The organism is Croceibacter sp., assembly GCF_002716225.1.
In the GTDB taxonomy this organism is placed as follows: Bacteria; Bacteroidota; Bacteroidia; order Flavobacteriales; family Flavobacteriaceae; genus Croceibacter; species Croceibacter atlanticus.
Genome location: NZ_PAZX01000013.1, coordinates 324,317 through 343,639, shown reverse-complemented (window position 1 = coordinate 343,639; position 19,323 = coordinate 324,317). Strand labels below are relative to the sequence as shown.

The window sequence follows — 19,323 nt, the reverse complement described above, 5'->3', positions numbered from 1 at the left end:
CTTTTTAAAAGTTGCTATTTTTTTCTAAGATTTTGTATTGAAAAATCTTTAATACATAAGAGAATTTTCAACAATACTGCAAACAAGTGTAAATCTCTTCCATTCCTATTCCTAATTCCGTAAATTTGCCAGCTCAAACGTTATCGTAATTATGGAACAAGTAGCACCTTACAAACCAACATATAAAGTTAGAATAGTAACAGCAGCATCATTATTTGATGGTCATGACGCCGCAATAAATATTATGCGACGCATCATACAATCTACAGGTGTAGAGGTTATTCACCTAGGTCATGACCGTAGTGTAGAAGAAGTGGTTAATACTGCCATACAAGAAGATGCCAATGCTATTGCTATGACATCTTATCAAGGTGGTCATAACGAGTACTTTAAGTATATGTATGATTTGCTTCAGGAAAAAGGCGCTGGTCACATCAAGATTTTTGGTGGTGGTGGTGGTGTTATCCTTCCAGAAGAAATTAAGGAGTTAATGGATTATGGGATTACCAGAATCTATTCGCCAGACGATGGTCGTGAGCTTGGCCTACAAGGTATGATTAACGATTTGGTAAAAACATCAGACTTTCCAATAGGTAAAACGTTAAATGGTGAATTAAAAGAATTACCAAATAAATCGCCTAACGCTATAGCACGAGTTATTTCGGCTGCTGAAAACTTTCCAGAAGTAGCTAAAGACACTTTAGACGAAATACATAAGAAAAATGAAAAAAGTACAACACCTGTTTTAGGTATTACCGGTACTGGTGGTGCAGGAAAATCGTCTTTAGTAGATGAGTTAGTACGTCGTTTTTTGGTAGATTTTCCAGAGAAAACCATAGGGTTAATTTCTGTAGATCCTTCTAAACGTAAAACTGGTGGTGCATTGCTAGGAGATCGTATTCGTATGAATTCCATAAACTCTCCACGTGTGTATATGCGTAGCTTGGCAACACGCCAAAGTAACTTGGCACTATCTAAATATGTAAATGAAGCTGTTGAAGTTTTAAAAGCAGCAGAGTATGATATTATTATTCTTGAAACTTCTGGTATTGGCCAAAGCGATACAGAAATTATTGAGCATAGTGATGTGTCTCTTTATGTTATGACACCAGAGTTTGGTGCAGCAACACAGCTGGAGAAGATAGATATGTTAGATTTTGCCGACTTGGTAGCTATTAATAAGTTTGACAAGCGTGGTGCTTTAGATGCCTTACGCGATGTTAAAAAACAATTTATGCGCAATCACCAATTATGGGATGTGCACCAAGACGATTTACCAGTTTATGGTACAATTGCCTCTCAGTTTAACGATCCAGGAATGAATACGCTTTATAAAGCGATTATGGATAAGGTTGTAGAGCGCACAGGAGCAGAGTTGTCTTCTAACTTCGAAATAAGTAAGGAGATGAGTGAGAAGATATTTGTGATTCCGCCAGCTCGTACACGTTACCTTTCAGAAATTGCTGAAAATAATCGTGGTTACGACACTACTGCAGCAGCACAAGTTGAAGTTGCTCAACGTTTATACGGTATCTTTAAAACAGTTGAGTCTGTTACAGGAACCTCACCAAACTTAACTAAAGCAGGTTTAGAGGTAACTGAAGAACCTTCAGAAAATAAAGAACTTTTAAAATTACTTATAGCAGAATTTGACCGTGTTAAAATGGATCTAGATCCATACAACTGGGAAGTTATAACAGGTTGGAGTGAAAAAGTAGATCGCTATAAAAACCCTATCTATTCATTTAAGGTAAGAGATAAAGAAATAAAGATAGAGACACATACTGAGTCTTTATCACACACGCAAATACCTAAAGTGGCCTTACCAAAATACCAAGCTTGGGGCGATATCTTAAAATGGGTATTACAAGAAAATGTACCAGGAGAATTTCCGTACACTGCAGGATTATATCCATTTAAACGAACAGGCGAAGATCCAGCACGTATGTTTGCCGGAGAAGGTGGTCCAGAACGTACCAACCGTAGGTTTCACTATGTGAGTATGGGCTTGCCAGCAAAACGTTTATCTACCGCGTTTGATAGTGTTACACTTTATGGTAACGATCCAGGACACAGGCCAGATATTTATGGTAAAATAGGAAACGCAGGTGTAAGTATATGTTGTTTAGACGATGCTAAGAAATTATATTCAGGCTTCGATTTAAGTCATCCACTAACATCGGTAAGTATGACCATTAATGGTCCTGCACCAATGCTGTTAGGCTTCTTTATGAATGCAGCAATAGATCAAAATTGTGAGAAATACATAAAAGAGCACGGCTTAGAAAGCGAAGTAGAAGAGAAGATTAATGCTATTTATAGTGAAAATGGTTTAACACGCCCAACATACCAAGGTGAGTTGCCAGAAACTAATAACGGTTTAGGGTTAATGTTATTAGGAGTAACAGGAGACCAAGTATTACCAAAAGATGTGTATCAAGACATAAAGGTAAATACCTTAAAACAAGTTCGTGGTACTGTACAGGCAGATATACTAAAAGAAGACCAAGCTCAAAATACGTGTATTTTCTCAACAGAATTTGCATTGCGTTTAATGGGAGATGTACAAGAGTATTTTATAGAAAAACAAGTGCGCAACTTCTATTCAGTTTCTATAAGTGGTTATCATATTGCAGAAGCAGGTGCCAATCCAATAACACAGTTGGCACTAACCTTGGCAAATGGTTTTACTTATGTAGAGTACTACCTGTCTAGAGGAATGGATATTAATAAATTTGGACCAAACCTATCCTTTTTCTTTAGTAACGGTATAGATCCAGAATATGCAGTAATAGGTCGTGTGGCACGTAAAATTTGGTCTAAAGCCTTAAAACATAAATACGGAGCCAATCCTAGAGCACAGATGTTAAAGTACCACATACAAACATCTGGACGTAGTTTACACGCTCAGGAAATTGACTTTAATGATATACGTACAACATTACAAGACTTGTATGCTATTTATGATAACTGTAACTCATTGCATACAAATGCGTATGATGAAGCTATTACCACACCAACAGAAGAATCTGTAAGACGTGCAATGGCCATACAGTTAATTATTAATAAGGAATTAGGACTAGCTAAAAACGAAAACCCGATACAAGGCGCTTTTATTATTGAAGAGCTTACAGACTTGGTAGAAGAAGCCGTGTTGCAGGAATTTGACCGTATTACAGAACGTGGTGGCGTTCTTGGTGCTATGGAAACTATGTACCAACGTAGCAAGATACAGGAAGAGAGCTTGTACTATGAAACCTTAAAGCATAATGGCGATTTCCCTATAATTGGCGTTAATACATTCTTGAGTAGTACAGGATCACCAACTGTACAACCTGCAGAAGTAATAAGAGCTACAGAAACGGAGAAGCAACACCAAATTGCAACATTAGAGAATCTTCATAAAACCTATGAAGATAGGATAGAGGATACCCTAAAATCGTTACAACACGCAGCAATACAAAATGAAAATATGTTTGATGTCCTTATGGAAGCGACTAAAGTTTGTTCTTTAGGGCAAATAACAGAAAGCTTATTTGAAGTTGGTGGCCAATACAGACGTAATATGTAAGACCTCACGTTTTATAGTATTAAAAAACCTCACTAAATATAGTGAGGTTTTTTTTTATGCCAAATTACATTTACAAACGCTTATAATTATTTGTAAGCAATTATAAATGGTTGTAAATGTGTATTATTATGAAAGCCTTATATTTAGTGACAGAAACGCGTGTTTGTTATTAGTTACGCATATAAACGAGTTGCCCACAATTATGAAAAAACTACTACTTCCATTTATATTAATTGCTTTTACCGCAAATGCACAGCAAAAAAAAACCGTTGATTTGAAATGGAAAATTGCTGATACTTTGACTTACAAAACTGTAATGCAAGATGTGATTCTTGAGAAAAGTAAAGAACAAACCGAAAATGATTCGATTGCGGAAAAGATGAGCGGAATGTTTAAAGCAATGCAAGAGCAATTGAGCGACTTGAAATATGAAACAAAATTATTTCCTGACAAAAACGGAAATGTGGACATTGCAATGATGCTCAAAAAGGACAAAACAGATACAACCGAAACTTTATTTTCAGGAATGGCTAAAATGAACGGAAATATAGTTTTAAGAGGAAAAGTAAGTCCACAAGGAGAATTAATGAGCTTCTACTACAAAAGTGCTCAAAACAATTTGATTTCGATATTATTTGAACTTCCGACTAATCCAGTTGCTATTGGAGATGAATGGGATTTGAAAGTTGATATGATTTCGATGGACCAAAACTTTAAAGCGGACACTCTTTACAAGAAAAACGTGGCTAGACTTAAAGACATCAAAAGGAATAATGGAAAAAAGATTGCTGTTATCGAATATGATATTAAAGAATTCGTTTCTGGAGATTTCGGAAATGGAATGATGGCGATGTTTTCAAAAGATAAGGCTGATAAAAAAACATTTATGAGAATGTCCCACAAAGCAACAGCTGAATTTGATTTAGAAAAAGGATATTGGATATCATATGACGGAATTATGGACGTTGAGACTAATTTTTCGCTTATGGGAATGGGTGGAAATAAACGAACTGAATTTAAACTAACACCTGAAAAATAACTGTGGGCAACAATGGCTATAAGTAATTGCTTGTTCTCGCCTACCTTGGAAATTCCTGCGGAATTTCCAACTCGGTGTGTACTTGTAAAGTTAATTGCTAACCCACGCAACTACTCATAGCCGAGACCGTTGTAAGTAATTTAAAAAATGCAGTTAACATTCATATTTATTGGAATTATAAGCCTTTTGGTTTTAGTTTATTCTGTCAAACTTGTTATAAGACAATTTAAGTTGAAAGAGATTGCAGTTTTTGACTTAATTGAGAAAAATAAAAGTTTTGAATTAGCAGAAATTGGAATTCACTCAATCTGCATAATCGGGATTAGTTCTGACTTTACAGTTTCAGATTTAAATGTGAGCATAATTACGCCAAATGGAAAAGAGATTATTCTTACTGAAAAAAAAATAGATATAGTTATTTGAGAAAGAGAGTTAAAACATTTGAACAATGGTTTTTTAAATCAAATCATAGCGGAACTCATAAATTGAATTTAAAAAATCTTGAAACATTTCTATCGACAAATCCATTTCTAACATCCAGAAAACCATTTAGCAATAGAAAAACAGAAACAAAAACATTAAAAATTTTAGTTAAACAAAGTGTGTCGACAAAACATCGTCTGATATCTATAATTGGTTTAGTGCTTGGAGTAAATGGCGTTTTTTGGGGAATAATTCTTGGAATAAACCCAAACATATTTGATTAAAAAACTACTTACAACAACGCATATAATTAATTGCTTTGGTAAGTGATTATTTGGAAAATTCCTTCGGAATTTTCTTGCGTTCGTTTTTGTTTACTAAATTAGTTGCTGAAACACGCAACTAACCATACACAAAACCGTAGTGTTTTATTAAAGAAAACTTTTTGAAAAGAATTTTAATCATATTCATAATATTGAATTCTTGCACTGAAACCAAAGTCGATGATATTAGATATCACGAAATAATGTTTACGGCGAGCTCAATAGAATTAATTCAATTGAACATAAAAGAGATTAAAGGAAAAAACTATGTGAAAGAGTTGGTTGACTCTATTGGTCGGACAAAGCAATTGGAATTTTACAATACGAATGGTCATCTTGATTATCCAGGTTCTGGGTATTATGGTGGTCCAATAATCAAATATCATTATGAACCGAAATCAATAATCGAAACTGCCTATATATCTGATATTGATTTAGCGAATGACTTTATGTTTTCAGAAGTTCCAAATCAAATAGTTTATGATTTGAATAATAGTGGTGAAATCGAGAATACTACATTTAGATATAAAGTAGAATTTAATTTGGACAAGGAACAAATAGATAAGATTATCGAAAATTTTAAGCTATATCGAAATCTAATTCCAGAAACAGGAATGGAAAGCTATACAATGGATTCTGTTTTTGGATATCAATTTGCAAGTGGAAAACTTAAAGGGTTTAACCCAAAAAGAAATAAATAATGCCAGACAATAATGGCTATAATTCATTGTGGTTTAGTGCCACACCAAATTAAAAGTATAAATCAAATGGCTGGTTTTCGGCGGAATAATCTTGCTGATGATTCCATAAAGAATTCATAGCCTAGACCGTTGTTCTTCATTCAAAAATGATATTCTGAACTCCACGAAAAATTGAGAAAACATGAAAAACCCATGGTTAAATTATGATTTTAATGAAAATGCTTTTCATAAAGAAGATGTTAAAGAAATTGAAAAATTTAATAATAGAGCGAAACCTGAATTTAAGTTAAGTGAGGAACTATTACCTGACCCATATATAGGAAACATAAATTCAAAAATTCTTTTACTTGCTCTTAATCCGGGTTTAAGTGAAGCTGATTTTCTAACGCATTCTCAACTGAATTTTAAAGAATTGCATAGGAAAAATATTGACCAGACAGAAACCGAATATCCTTTTTATTATTTAAATCCAAAATTGAACTCACCAGGTTCAAAATGGTGGAAAATGAAATTAAAATGGTTAATTGAAAAATTTGGGACAAAAAAAGTTTCTGAATCAATATTTTGCCTTCAATTTATTCCTTATCATTCTATTAGATTTAAAAAATCTGCTGAATTAATATCAACACAAAAGTTTACGAAAAATATTTTAAGAAATCATATTGAGAAAAAATTTCCAATAGTAATTATGAGAAGTAAAAAGTATTGGATTGAACTTGTTCCAGAATTAGAAAATTATGAAAATTCAATTTTATTACGAAATCCTCGAAATCCAACTTTAAGTCCGAAAAATATTGGAGAAAACAATTACAAGAAGTTAATTGAATTAGTTGAGAAATCATAAATTATTAAAGTAAGAAAGCACAACAATGATATACTTTATTGCTGGTTTTTTCTACTTTCAAAAGTCCCTATGGATATTTATTTGTGATTTATTGGCTAACTTTAGTAATTCAAACTCGCAATAAACCATATACTAACACCTTGCCAACAAGTTAAAAAAACTCATGCACAAAATTTGAAGCATATACTATCATTATTTATTTCGATATTACTTCTCTCTTGTGAAAGTAACAAATACGAGTTAGAATTGGAATACCAACATTGCATTAACACCAAAACACTTGAAAGGGGAATTTTTTATCCTTCAAGCACATCGGAATCCGAAATTGCAAAATCAGTAAATGTGTTCGATTCAATTAAAAAGTTTGAAAACTATTTGGAGAACGGAAAGCTACTTTCAGGAATTAAGAAAAAAGATTATTTGTCTCTAATCTCAAAAATTGAAGAAGATGAATTTCTCAAGAATGAGTTTTATGAATTTAACTCTGATAATTATTTCATCGAGAATAATTTGATGACTGTATTGTTTTTCGAAGAATTATTTTATGATTGTGTGATGAGTTCTTTCAAGAACCAAATACACTATGACTTTATTTTAAGAACAAAGGATAATGTCCAACTAAATTCCTATCCGAATAAAGAAATATTGTCTGCATTTATTAATGAGGTGGATTTTCAAAGCGAAACGCAAAGATTAATAATTACTTATCTTGTTTATTCTAACTTATATTGGAGATATGAAATGAACTAAAAACCAATTGTCAACAACTACTCCTAGCCGGAGAACGTTATCGTTAATTATCCCAATAAACCAGCGAAAAAAAATGAAATTAGCTGAATTTGAACAAAATTTACGTGAAAAATTAAAAAGCTACGAAAAACCACGACCTTTAATTTGTGAGGGAAATCCTTTAAATTGTGAAATATTTATAGTTGGAATAAATGCCGCAACTGTAATGAATAAAGATTTTTGGAGTTTTTGGTCTAAAGAAAATGGATACAATAAAGCTGAATGGTTTGAAAGTTATATTCTTGAAAGAAAAACGAAACCTTTAAAGCCAAATAAAACGAGAAGGAATAAATTGAGTAGTACAAGACAAAGAATTGAATGGATTATAGAATCAGCAAACCCAATTAAAACTTTGGAAACGAATTTATTTGTAAAAGCAACACCAACAGCAAACGAATTGACGAATGAAGATAAGGAAAGTTCAGTATTTGAATTTTTACTTGATACTATAAAACCGAAAATAATTTTCATTCACGGAAATGAAGCAATTGAATATTTTCAAAATCTTTATGGAATAAATATTGTAAAAGATAAAGTCGAACAATTTGAGATATTAGGAATAAAAACAAATTTATTAGCAATGAATCATCTTTCAAGAGGTTGGTCGAAACAAAAATCAATAGAATTAGGAGAACGATTAAAATCCGAAATAAATAAATATTGCTAAGGTCATTTAAAATTAATTGCTTGGAGCAAGCTTATTTTAAAAAATCCTTTCGGATTTCCTGTTCAGTTTAAATTTACTAAATTAGGTGCTTAAAACACGCAACAAACCATATACAAACACGTTATACCCAATTTGAGAAATGAACGACCTAGCATTTGAAATAAATTCTAACGGAGAAATTTGGGAACTGTTTGACAAGAAATTGAATTCAATTTTCATTCACAAGTTTGTGCCGAATGAGGTAATTGAATGGTGGAAAACGGATTTAATAACTCAAAGCGGAACAGAATTCAAAAACCTATCTGTTCGTCAAATGGAAATGGATATTCAGACTGACTTGAACGGACTAAAAAAAATACTCGAATTGAACACAAATCAATTGCGAATTTACCAATTCGAAAAACCTATTTCGGACACTCTAGAAATTGAAAGTTTACCTGAAAAGAATCGGAATCAGATTTTAAGGCAAAACGGACTAAAGCATTTCTTTTTTGTAGATTTTGAGTTTATCACGATTGGTAGTTTTGAATCTGAATTTATAAGTGGAATTGAATCAAACCCTAAATTCGAGAGACGAATTGTGGAAAGAAAATGAATAATAGCGAAACAGAAAACAGTACCCAACAAGTTATAACCGTAATTACGGCGTATTCGACTATGTCCGAATCGACTCGGAATTGCTAATGTTAGTGCTAAACCGAAAGCAATTGCTAATTAAACCATAGCTATATTACAGGACAAGACATAAAAAAGCGTGAATGAAAAATTGCTACCAACGTATTGAATATTTAGGTTACTATGAAATTATCGGAGGAATATTCGGAATATCACTCGTTTTTTTAAGCGTTTATGATAAATTAAATTCGGACGGATTTTTTATTTTTTCACTTTTATTATTTGTAACATTATGTGGAATTTCAATTTATAGCGGAATTTTACTTATCCAAAAAAAATATCTAAAGGGTCTAAATCTTTCTCTTTTAGCACAAGCGACTCAAGTAATTAGTTTTGTTCTATTTGGATACATTTTTGACTTTGCAATCGGAATTTATTTTCGAATTACAACTGAATTGACTAATGATACTATAGTAGGACTTGACTTTGGGTTTGCAAACTGGAATTTATCTCGAAGTGCAAATCCCGACATTATAGAATTGAATATTAATGCCGTAGCAATTATTTTGTTATTTTTAATAGCAAAATCAGCTAACCAAATTAAAGCTGAATTGAATAAATAAAATAACTTAAAATCAAACTTAAGACATATATAAATAATTACAATTCAGTATTTAATTAAAGACCATTACAATACTTGCTGCGTCTGTTTTCTTTCCAGAAATCTTTGTGGGTAAATTATTAATATCAACTCGTTTTAAATAATTTTAAGTTATGATTAAGACAACAGTGTATTTTGGACTAATCTTACTTTTGGTTATTTGTATTCTATTTCAGACAAACTTTAACTTTGCGTATCTTCAAATCAATAAATTTTAAGGATAGTGATACACTCATAAATTCAAATGAATTCGAATTTATTGAAAAATAAAAAAACGGCCAGTTTGTACCTTAATTGTTGTCGCTGCATCTTTACTCATATAAATTAAACTAGCAATGAAATTTCAGATTGTCCTTTTATCTGTNCTATTTTCAATTACAACATCATATNCTCAGGATAAAGAAAATACNATGTNTAATAACATTGTAATACGAGGTNCAGTNAATTATGACATCATTATGTCGACCATAACAAAAGAAGAGTTTGATGTTGTAAANAATCGTGAGNCAACGCGATTATTAAATGATTCTATAATTCCTTCTCAAGTNCATATAACCGAAGATTGTTATACGGTAACTACAAACACTAAAACAGTTAAAAACTGCTTAGATAACGATGAGCAACTTATTAGCGTTTCTTANCTTGGGTTTGTAAAAGCATTAAATAGCTGTGTTGTAAGTGAAAATTGGTTTGAGGCTACTACNTCAAATTTATTAATTCACTTANNAGATGGTACCACGTCANATATATCTGGCTATGATCTTATCTTTTCTCCAANTGCTAANTTTATTTACAGTTATGCTAATGATGGTATNGATTTTAGTGGTATTTCATTNCANNAAATGATAAACAANACAGCCACTCCAATATTTATTTCAGANTATACTACATTAGAAGATAGTAGTTTTGATTTTAGTTCTTTTGGAAGAGCATTTTGGGTGTCTGATAATAGTTTTTACGCAGGTAATACCAAAGAGTTCTATAAATTTAAAATTCAAGATAAAAGAATCACCTATAATAAGGAGGTAAAAGAACCTATACTATATTCAGAAAATAGTAAGTTTATAATTAAAGTAGATAAACTAAAGAACGGTACAATTAGATACACTTCCTGGAACAAGCCAAACACTATAAAAGAAAGACCTAGCTTAGTGTTGTATAATGGTGAGGTNGAGCAACAANATAAATATGGTTCTGGTCTTGATTATAGATTCGAAAACGGAGAATACCAATATATTATAGAACATAATGTAGAGACAACAGGATCTAAACATATAATGCTTAGGCTTTTAAAAGATAACGAAGNACTNTTGTATACTAGTTTAAATGATTTGAAAACTAAACTATGAAATCTGGGAAAAAGCTGAGAAATTTTTTAAATAAATGATTTNACTACTAATTAATTCTTTAACTATTTAAATGAACATATATTCTTATCATCTTGTAAGAGTGCCAATTCTTTTAGCTATTAAAGGATTAGTATTTAATCCAATTCGTAAAGACACAAATGGTCTTATTCACTCAGANTATATGACAGCAATGACATTGGGTTCCCCAATTTTATCGCCTGCACGCTTTTTAGCTAAACAAATTGTGGTATTTGCGCAATGGGAGAATGAAAGCGATTTAGAGCATTATTTAGAACATAATAAATTTGGTAAACTCTTAGCTAAAGGATGGCATACACGTTTGTTATTTATTAGAGATTGGGGACATATATCAGGATTTAAAATACCAAAACACAAAGCTAAATTAGAAAGTGAATTTTCACCTGTTGTTGCTGTTACNATAGCTAAAATGAAACCCTTAGCTATTCCAAGATTTCTACGTTGGGGAAGGCCAGTCGAAAAATTAGTTCGTGACCATAAAGGGACATTGCTTTCGTTAGCCTCAATTAAATTTCCTAATACTGTATCTACCTTTTCAATTTGGAAAACCGAAAAAGAAATGACTAACATGGTTCANGGGCATACTGAAATGCCTAAACCAAAAAGACATNTAAATGCAATNAAAGAAAGGGAGCGTAAAAACTTTCATTTTGAATTTGTTACATTACGTTTTAAGCCAATTTCTGAATACGGAACTTGGAATGGTCGTGAGCATTTTATTCCTAATTTAATGCCAATAATCAAAAAATGAAAGTAGCCTCTTTCAATCAAAAATTACAAGATTGGATAACTCAACAATGGGTTATTTTTTTTGGTACAAAAATAAATGCGAATGATTACAAATGGTTGTTAGGTCCTTTNGGAAAAATTAATGGCATTGGGTTGAAATTTATAGAGCAATTATCAGAAAATGAACAATTAATTATAGATGATGCTCAAACTAATAAAGGCCTGCTTCAATCGATTAATCAATTAGAGTTAACATCTATAGAACTTAATAAACTATCCAAAAATGTAATTGATTTTTATGAAAACACAAGCAACTATAATTTTGAATTGAAGGTTAAGTGGAATCCTATTTTTAAAATATTTGGAGTTTTACTAAAAGTACTTTTTAGCAATCGTATAGAGCAGTTAAATATACCAATGAAAAACACTATAGATTCTAAAACACTAAAGAGTAAAATTATTTATTTANTAAATGAAGATTCAAATACATTGAAGAGAATNATTTGGCTAAGAAAATTTAAACAATCTGGACAAGTTGTTTATTCTGGAGTTTATGAAACCTGTTTAATTCCTAATGGACAAAAATGTATTAAAGCAATATTTCCTTTACCAAATGGTAGTGCNACGGTTATCTTAACTCCAACAGTTGGCGAAAATGGAGAACTAATTTTAAATTCGTCTGGAAATAAAATTGGAGATAGTGGTTTTTATTTTCTTTTAAAAGATGNAAGAGGAAATTTATGGGCTAAATTTATTAGGTCTTTTAAAGATAAGTTAGTGGTGAGTTCAGAAAACGGAAAATTAAAGGCGTTACAAACATTAACAATGTGGAATTTAAGAGTTCTGCAATTTAGCTATACAATTCATGCCAATAATTAATCTTCATACTGAGATTAAAGCCGAAAAGGAAGTTGTCTTCGACTTATCAAGAAGTATCGACTTACATAAAATATCCACAGAGCAAACAAGTGAAGAAGCAATTGCAGGTAAAACATCTGGATTAATAGGATTACATGAAAGTGTTACTTGGAGAGCTAAACACTTTGGTNTTTATCAAAACCTTACATCTAAAATCACCAAATTTGATAGGNCTAATTATTTTGTAGATGAAATGGTAAAAGGTGCTTTTAAAGGGTTTGTACACGAACATCACTTCTCAAAAATACATTCCGGCACTTTAATGGTTGATGTATTTGAATACACATCTCCTCTCGGTATTTTAGGAAATTTAGCAGATACATTATTTCTAAAAAATTACATGACAGCTTTGTTAACTGAAAGAAATAGAGTTTTAAAAGAATTTGCAGAGTCAAAAAAATGGGAGNCGCTAATAAGACAATAAAAAGGCTTAACNATTCAAAAAGNTTTAATTGAATTGGTTGTAAAAATTGAAAAGTATACAGGAGACAACNCCTANAAAACTCGANAAACCNCNATAGTAAAATCATCTATTTTTCCTATTCAAGTATAGCTAAATATTACATCAAGTTTACGTAAGCTAGCACTCAAGATTACGTCTTAATTTACTTTATAAATAGACCTATTTACCTTACATTATCGGTCTATCAAAACTTGAAATTATGCAAGACACAAAAACACGTGATTATATAAAAGAGGTATTAAAAAATATGCCCGAAGATTGGGTTAACTTAACCACACATCGTTTAGATATATATAACGAGAAGTTGGCTAAAGTTCAATTTTTAGAACAATTTGAAACCTTATACATCAATGAGACTACAGANACTTCTGCTTTAAAAGTTTTACCTACNGCTTATGATTATATAAGATTAGGGCATCCCTTATCCAGCGTTTTAGAATGGGGAATNGCAAAGGAGCAAAGTTTAGATGCAGANTTTGTAATTAGTTTTCAATCTAAGACAGTTCCTATTCTTTCAATTTTAAGAACAAATCTTTTAGAGGGAAAAAATACGCAGATCAACTATAAAGGCACATTGCCGGCAGATTTTAATGCAGATATTATAAAATCTGTTTACGGCTATAAATTTGAACTTAATAAGGTCGAAAATGCTTCAGCTGTAGCTCCATTTNATGGCACATCTATATATGTTTCAGAAGATGATACTATTGGTGATTTCAACTTAAACGCATCAGTAGATTTTCATATAAGNCTTTACGGTCACTTAGGGAGTATTCTAATAGTAAACGGAGAAAAAAACGCGTCTTACATCTCAGACATTCAACATGTGCGTCGACGCGAAACTGTGTCTATGACACCAAGTAACGCATTGGTTGCTTTAAAAGCTTTTGCAAATGCATCAACTTTAAATAGTACAGCGCCAGATGTTACTGCCCATAAGGATAACGTCTCCACATTGCTAAAAGATATTACCAATACAAGTATTACACCATTGGTAGCCTCTAGCGGCTTGTCTATACAGTACGCTATAATGATGGGCTTGGTTAATGAAGCTCAGGATAAACATCCTAACAAGCCAATAAAATTTATAGTGCCACCAAACTGTTATGGAGGTACTAACGATCAAGCAAGACGTGTTGCTGCTTGTTTGGATAATGTTGAGGTAGTCGATTTACCTGTTGATGGTGAAAATGATATGGTAAGCAGTATAGATAAGGTACTAACTACAATTGCTAGTCAAGATGCGGTGCCATATATAATTGCAGAGATACCTACAAACCCAAGAGTTGAGGTCCCAGATTTACAAAATCTTAAAGCTGTTTTAAGTAAACAGCGCCAAACACCTAATGGAGATACGGCAATAGATCCTGTGTTTATATTAGATCAGACATTTTGCCCTAATGTACACTTCTTAGGAGAAGAAGACATCTTAGCCACTGTAAGAACAATTTCTTACGCAAGCGGATCTAAATTTCCTAGTGGTGGTAAATGTACTGCTGGTTATTGTGTGGCTAATAACAAAGCAAAAGCATTAATGCCAAATATAGCCTTACACCTAAGTTTATGTGATAATGAAGCTACAGCGCAACAATATGAAATTCTTGCAGCACAATTGCCATCTATGTTACAACGCATAAAAGATGCTTATGTGAATACTAGAGAGTTTGTGACTTTTATTAAAGAGACTTTACCTGAGGCTAAATTAAACTTTGTGTCTGAGGACTTGGCAAACGAAGGATTTACACCATCTGTGTTTTCTTTAGATCTTCCTACCAAAGGAAGTACAGAAGAAGAGAGAGAAGCCTATAAGAGAGAATTAAATTTGAAGTTAATCAACTTAATGATTACTGAAATTCCTAATGAAAGTAAATTCTGTGTGAGTTACGGACAGCTTAAGGGATGCTATTGGACTATTCCTGCTACATCTACTCAAGGAACGACTAAGGAAGGTGATAAAGATTATATTGTACGCGCATCCTTATCTCCAAATTTAGACTTAGAGAAGCACAAAGAGGTGTTTACAAAGTTTGTAAATTCTATTGCATAAAATAAAGCCACCAATACCGTTCTCGGTAGTGGTGGCATTTTAGTCTTTTCTAAATCCTTGTGGTTACAGGCATTTGTCTCAAAAATATACTGTAGCTTTAAATTAAAATCATCCCAATTTCAATTTAAAAGGTTTAAAAATGGACAAACAATCGCATATACAAATACATGAGACAGCCTTTTTTACGTCTTCTTTTAGAGCATTTAATGAAGCGTTAAGTGCCGATAAGTATGCAAAACTTTGGCTTAACCCTAAAACAGATGCTTGGATACAAGAGTATTTAACAGAAGTATCTTCAGAAGAAACGTATACACATTGCTTAAGGAACAGGTTTTTTTTAGAGACTATAAAAGATTTAGCAGCATCTAAACAAATAGAGGTACTTATAAACTTTGGTAGCGGTTTTAGTATGTATCCATTTTTATTAGATGAATCTCTTATACATATAGAAATAGATAAACCTGAGATTGTAAATTATAAGGCTTCTAAAATAGAGGAGTGGCAAAATGAAAAAAAGTTACCTAAGCGTGATTTGCACTATGTAGGTGTAGACTTTAGCGAAGACTACAAAACAAAATTACTAGAGCAAATACAACAAATAAAAGGAGGTAAACCTTGTTTTATACTTATTGAAGGTGTGCTCTTCTTCTTAGATAAAGCTGAAACAGACGGTTTGTTCAGTTTCTTTAATCTCATACAAACCGATGGTGATTATGTAGGAAGTGCTTCATTTCAAGATGATTTAAAATCATCAACCGCTTTTAAAAAATTGTTGCGCTTTTTAAATAAGAAAGTTTCAAAAACCAGTGAAAGTGATTATCTAACATTGCAGGATTCATATTATAAGTCGCTGCCAGATTATAACCTAAAAGACCATCAGGATTACTTCAGCCTTTCAAAAACCTATAATAATACCATACACTTAAAACCAGATTTGATTTTAAATGAGCACTTTTATGTGCTTAAAAAACAACTACAATCTTAAGTTAGTTAAGATGCTTTTTTAAGTTCTTCTGTTTGTAGTTTTTCTTCTTGAAGCATTTTTTTATACTGCTTTATGGTAAGCGTGCTGCCATCGTGGCTCCAACCTGGAGGTCCAAAAGCATACATGAATTTATGTCTCCAGTTTTTAGAGCGCTTCATGTCTTTCCAAATATCTTTGTATTCGTGTGTAAGTATAATAAATGGATTGTAGGAATTAGGTGGTTTTGTAACACCATATTCTATATCAATTGATTCGTCTAGAGGTTTCCAAGTACCAAATAGTTTATCAAAGCAGTTTAGAAAACCACCGTGATTCATATCCATATACTCAATATTTTTCGCGTGGTGTACTTGGTGCATAGTATGTGTGTTAAATACCCATTCTAAAGGACCTAATTTAGGCACATATGTAGAGTGAAGTTGAAATTGCCATAATGCTTCAATACCTAAACATACAATGACCATTTCTGGCGGAAAACCAATAGCTGGCATCCACATATAAAATAAGGGTTTGTAAAAAATAGTAAACCATCCATTTCTTACAGCAGTTCCTAAATTAAAATTATCTGAAGAATGGTGAACAACGTGTGCTGCCCAAAAAAATCTTACTTTATGATTTTGTCTGTGAAACCAATAATAAGAAAAATCGTCAGCTAGCATACATAACAACCATACATACCAAGCATAGCCAAAAGAAGCATAGCCCATAATATTTGTTCTTACGCCATTTACTTCTGGGTTAAAGACATTGTATACAAAGGTAAATAGTACAATGGCAGATATTGTTTTTAATAGTGGTGCTAAAATAGCAGATCCTACTCCTAATGAAAGACTAGAGCCAAGGTCTTTCCAGTCATAAAGATCCTTGTTGTCATGGGTTTTGCTATACGTTAGCTCTAAAGCAATAAATGCTAAAAAGCAAGGTACACCATAAACTAAAGGGTTCGTAAAATCCATAAATTATTTTGTAGTTAAGAGATGTTGGAAGAATTGCTGTAAATCTATAATAATGGATAAATATAAATAATACCAAAGGTAATTAAGCAATTTAAGTGCATAATTAATTTTAGATCTCGATAATATTAACAGCTAGTTTTTTAAGCACGTCGTGTTAAACCAATGGGACTGTAACTGGTTTAGGCGTTTTAATTCTTGCTTAAGATTAACTGTAAGGGTTCTTACAGATAGGTTTTTCATTTCTAATAATGCACAATGGCTTATAAGATAATGAAAGTCTTTCTTTAAAGCAGAATCATAACTTAAGCGTTGCACAAATGAAGGTGTTTGTAAACTGTCTTGTAATGTACTTACAAGATGCTCAACATCTTCAGATAAATTATTTAAAAATGAAATGGTATGCTTACAAGGCGCATTTAAGTCGTATTTAGACGATGCTTGCTTAATTTTTAAACGCTTAACTAAACGCAATACATTTCTAGCAGAACCTAATAATTCTTTAGCAGATAAATGTGCCGTAGGATGGCTATATGAGTTAGAAATGAGGTGCATTTTTTTATTCTGGTTTTCATCAAAATTAATGAGTAATTACAAATCTTATATTTAGATTTTAATGTAAAAGAGTATATTTACTTTAAATAATAATTATTTTAATTCAAATTGCTTTAATATGTTGGTAGATGTAATTAACGCTAAAATTTTAAAACTCTTACAGCAAAATGCTAGACTTAGTAATGCAGAAATTGGGAGGCAAGTAGGTATTACATCTCCTGCAGTTTCAGAGCGAATTAAGAAATTAGAAGACGCAGGAATTATTGAAGGGTACACAACCAAGGTCTCTTATAAAATGGTAGGCAATCACTTAAAAGCCATTATTACCTTGCGTGCATTTATGGGTAAATTAAAACCGTTTTTAGAAAAAGTAAAAACCTATGATGAGGTTATTAACTGCTACCGTATTACGGGAAACGAAAATATTGTCATGGAAGTTGTGCTTAAAAATCAACAGCATTTAGAACGCCTTATTGATGATCTAATTACTTATGGTGAGTGTAAAACTCAAATTGTATTATCTAAAGTTGTAGACAATAATCCTATAAAAGCTTAAATTACAACCATGTTATTTACAATAGAACATACGGTTACAGCTTTAGTCTGCTTATTAAGTGCTTTTGTTATCCAGCGCATTTATAAAAAGGAATTACCTTATGAAGAAAATAATACCAAAGTAAATGGTATAAAATGGTTTGGTTGGGCCATCTTTATTTGGGGTGTTGGATCTGTAATACAGTTATTAGGTGTTAAGGTTTTTGGCTTAAGCGCAACACATAAACTTTTAATATATTCTGGAGTTACAGTATCATTACTAAACTCTATGTTTATTTTACTCTCATTACCATCTATAGAGCATAATAAATTTAGACCAATGGTTGTGCGGTTGGTACAACGCTTTACAGAAAAAGAATTTATAGCGTTGTTTTCTGGCGTTATGGGTATTATAGCATTTGTATTTATAGCAGCATCTTACACAAACGTAGCCATTAGCAATAATTTTATTTGGCTTATAGATATACCAATCTCTATAATAGTTGCCTTTTCTTTACTTAATGAGCTAAATAAGGCTTTTAGTAACAGACAGATGAAGTTTATGTATTTGCCATCTTTTGCACTGTTTGTACTAATAATTGTAGCTGTGTCTCATAGAATTATACCACAAGATAGAGTGGTTACCTATATAGATCAGGAGTTTTGGACATTAACAGGAATGATTACGGCACTCTCTTTTAAATTTATCTATATCTTATTATTTTCAATCTTGTTATACAGTTGGAAATTTTTAACTGAACGCGAGATGAAGCAATCTCAATTGGAGCATTTAAATTCTGAAAATTTGAAACTTTCTACAGAGCTTGATAAATTACTTATTGCAAATGAGAGTCATCTTGATACCATAAAATCTTTAAAAATTAAAGTTGAAACACTTACAGAATCTTCTAAAATAGAGTTGTCACAACGCCAAAAAGAAGTCTTGACTTTCTTGGCTAAATTTGGAGACACTCATTCCTATACCCAAATTGCTGAAGAGATGAATATTAGTGTAGATGGTTTTCAGACACATATTCATCAAATAAAAAAGCTATTAAACATAAGTGGATCTGGAGGAAAAGAACAGCTTATAGAGTTTGCTAGAAAAGAGTTGTAAA

Annotated in this window: 15 protein-coding genes; 13 read left to right on the top strand and 2 right to left on the bottom strand. The window is 31.9% G+C overall.

The window, feature by feature from the left end:
• Nucleotides 1-151 precede the first annotated feature (151 nt).
• From CL818_RS11370 to CL818_RS11305, 11 genes are all read left to right on the top strand, one after another.
• On the top strand, nucleotides 152-3,571 hold the full coding sequence (locus CL818_RS11370; protein WP_286973111.1) for a methylmalonyl-CoA mutase family protein: 3,420 nt from the start codon (nucleotides 152-154) through the stop codon (nucleotides 3,569-3,571).
• A gap of 202 nt (nucleotides 3,572-3,773) precedes the next feature.
• On the top strand, nucleotides 3,774-4,610 hold the full coding sequence (locus CL818_RS11365; RefSeq protein WP_272973525.1) for a hypothetical protein: 837 nt from the start codon (nucleotides 3,774-3,776) through the stop codon (nucleotides 4,608-4,610).
• A 147-nt stretch (nucleotides 4,611-4,757) separates the two neighbouring features.
• Nucleotides 4,758-5,033, top strand: a complete 276-nt coding sequence (locus CL818_RS11360; RefSeq protein ID WP_272973526.1) for a hypothetical protein — start codon at nucleotides 4,758-4,760, stop codon at nucleotides 5,031-5,033.
• Nucleotides 5,034-5,592: 559 nt separating this feature from the next.
• A complete protein-coding gene (locus tag CL818_RS11355; protein WP_272973527.1) occupies nucleotides 5,593-6,057 on the top strand; it encodes a hypothetical protein in 465 nt (154 codons plus the stop codon).
• A gap of 181 nt (nucleotides 6,058-6,238) precedes the next feature.
• Nucleotides 6,239-6,901, top strand: coding sequence for a hypothetical protein (locus tag CL818_RS11350; RefSeq protein WP_272973528.1), 663 nt, complete (start codon nucleotides 6,239-6,241; stop codon nucleotides 6,899-6,901).
• A 174-nt stretch (nucleotides 6,902-7,075) separates the two neighbouring features.
• A complete protein-coding gene (locus CL818_RS11345; RefSeq protein ID WP_272973529.1) occupies nucleotides 7,076-7,651 on the top strand; it encodes a hypothetical protein in 576 nt (191 codons plus the stop codon).
• A 73-nt stretch (nucleotides 7,652-7,724) separates the two neighbouring features.
• Nucleotides 7,725-8,357: a hypothetical protein gene (locus CL818_RS11340; protein WP_272973530.1), complete on the top strand. Its 633-nt coding sequence runs from the start codon at nucleotides 7,725-7,727 to the stop codon at nucleotides 8,355-8,357.
• Between the two features lie 139 nt (nucleotides 8,358-8,496).
• The gene (locus CL818_RS11335) at nucleotides 8,497-8,952 is read left to right on the top strand and encodes a hypothetical protein (RefSeq protein ID WP_272973531.1); all 456 of its coding nucleotides are present in this window, start codon (nucleotides 8,497-8,499) and stop codon (nucleotides 8,950-8,952) included.
• Between the two features lie 163 nt (nucleotides 8,953-9,115).
• The gene (locus CL818_RS11330) at nucleotides 9,116-9,595 is read left to right on the top strand and encodes a hypothetical protein (protein WP_272973532.1); all 480 of its coding nucleotides are present in this window, start codon (nucleotides 9,116-9,118) and stop codon (nucleotides 9,593-9,595) included.
• A 3,735-nt stretch (nucleotides 9,596-13,330) separates the two neighbouring features.
• Nucleotides 13,331-15,178: a PLP-dependent aminotransferase family protein gene (locus CL818_RS11310; RefSeq protein WP_286973103.1), complete on the top strand. Its 1,848-nt coding sequence runs from the start codon at nucleotides 13,331-13,333 to the stop codon at nucleotides 15,176-15,178.
• 139 nt (nucleotides 15,179-15,317) lie between these two features.
• Nucleotides 15,318-16,163: a class I SAM-dependent methyltransferase gene (locus CL818_RS11305; protein WP_286973101.1), complete on the top strand. Its 846-nt coding sequence runs from the start codon at nucleotides 15,318-15,320 to the stop codon at nucleotides 16,161-16,163.
• 5 nt (nucleotides 16,164-16,168) lie between these two features.
• On the opposite strand, the gene CL818_RS11300 is transcribed toward CL818_RS11305, so the two are convergent.
• A complete protein-coding gene (locus tag CL818_RS11300; RefSeq protein ID WP_013187144.1) occupies nucleotides 16,169-17,119 on the bottom strand; it encodes a sterol desaturase family protein in 951 nt (316 codons plus the stop codon).
• A gap of 132 nt (nucleotides 17,120-17,251) precedes the next feature.
• Nucleotides 17,252-17,671, bottom strand: a complete 420-nt coding sequence (locus CL818_RS11295) for a hypothetical protein (protein WP_272973539.1) — start codon at nucleotides 17,669-17,671, stop codon at nucleotides 17,252-17,254.
• A gap of 118 nt (nucleotides 17,672-17,789) precedes the next feature.
• Between CL818_RS11295 and CL818_RS11290 the strand changes: the two genes are divergently transcribed.
• Entirely contained in the window at nucleotides 17,790-18,227 is a 438-nt protein-coding gene (locus CL818_RS11290; protein ID WP_013187146.1) for an Lrp/AsnC family transcriptional regulator, read from the top strand.
• 9 nt (nucleotides 18,228-18,236) lie between these two features.
• Nucleotides 18,237-19,322 carry a helix-turn-helix transcriptional regulator gene (locus CL818_RS11285; RefSeq protein WP_272973540.1) on the top strand — a complete coding sequence of 362 codons (1,086 nt, stop codon included), beginning with the start codon at nucleotides 18,237-18,239 and terminating at the stop codon, nucleotides 19,320-19,322.
• The last annotated feature ends 1 nt before the right edge of the window (nucleotide 19,323 follow it).

Coding starts and splice junctions, on each gene's coding strand:
- CL818_RS11330 (WP_272973532.1), top strand. CDS start 9,116: ATGAAAAATTGCTACCAACGTATTGAATATTTAGGTTACTATGAAATT.
- CL818_RS11350 (WP_272973528.1), top strand. CDS start 6,239: ATGAAAAACCCATGGTTAAATTATGATTTTAATGAAAATGCTTTTCAT.
- CL818_RS11290 (WP_013187146.1), top strand. CDS start 17,790: ATGTTGGTAGATGTAATTAACGCTAAAATTTTAAAACTCTTACAGCAA.
- CL818_RS11340 (WP_272973530.1), top strand. CDS start 7,725: ATGAAATTAGCTGAATTTGAACAAAATTTACGTGAAAAATTAAAAAGC.
- CL818_RS11285 (WP_272973540.1), top strand. CDS start 18,237: ATGTTATTTACAATAGAACATACGGTTACAGCTTTAGTCTGCTTATTA.
- CL818_RS11370 (WP_286973111.1), top strand. CDS start 152: ATGGAACAAGTAGCACCTTACAAACCAACATATAAAGTTAGAATAGTA.
- CL818_RS11300 (WP_013187144.1), bottom strand. CDS start 17,119: ATGGATTTTACGAACCCTTTAGTTTATGGTGTACCTTGCTTTTTAGCA.
- CL818_RS11335 (WP_272973531.1), top strand. CDS start 8,497: ATGAACGACCTAGCATTTGAAATAAATTCTAACGGAGAAATTTGGGAA.
- CL818_RS11360 (WP_272973526.1), top strand. CDS start 4,758: ATGCAGTTAACATTCATATTTATTGGAATTATAAGCCTTTTGGTTTTA.
- CL818_RS11365 (WP_272973525.1), top strand. CDS start 3,774: ATGAAAAAACTACTACTTCCATTTATATTAATTGCTTTTACCGCAAAT.
- CL818_RS11305 (WP_286973101.1), top strand. CDS start 15,318: ATGGACAAACAATCGCATATACAAATACATGAGACAGCCTTTTTTACG.
- CL818_RS11295 (WP_272973539.1), bottom strand. CDS start 17,671: ATGCACCTCATTTCTAACTCATATAGCCATCCTACGGCACATTTATCT.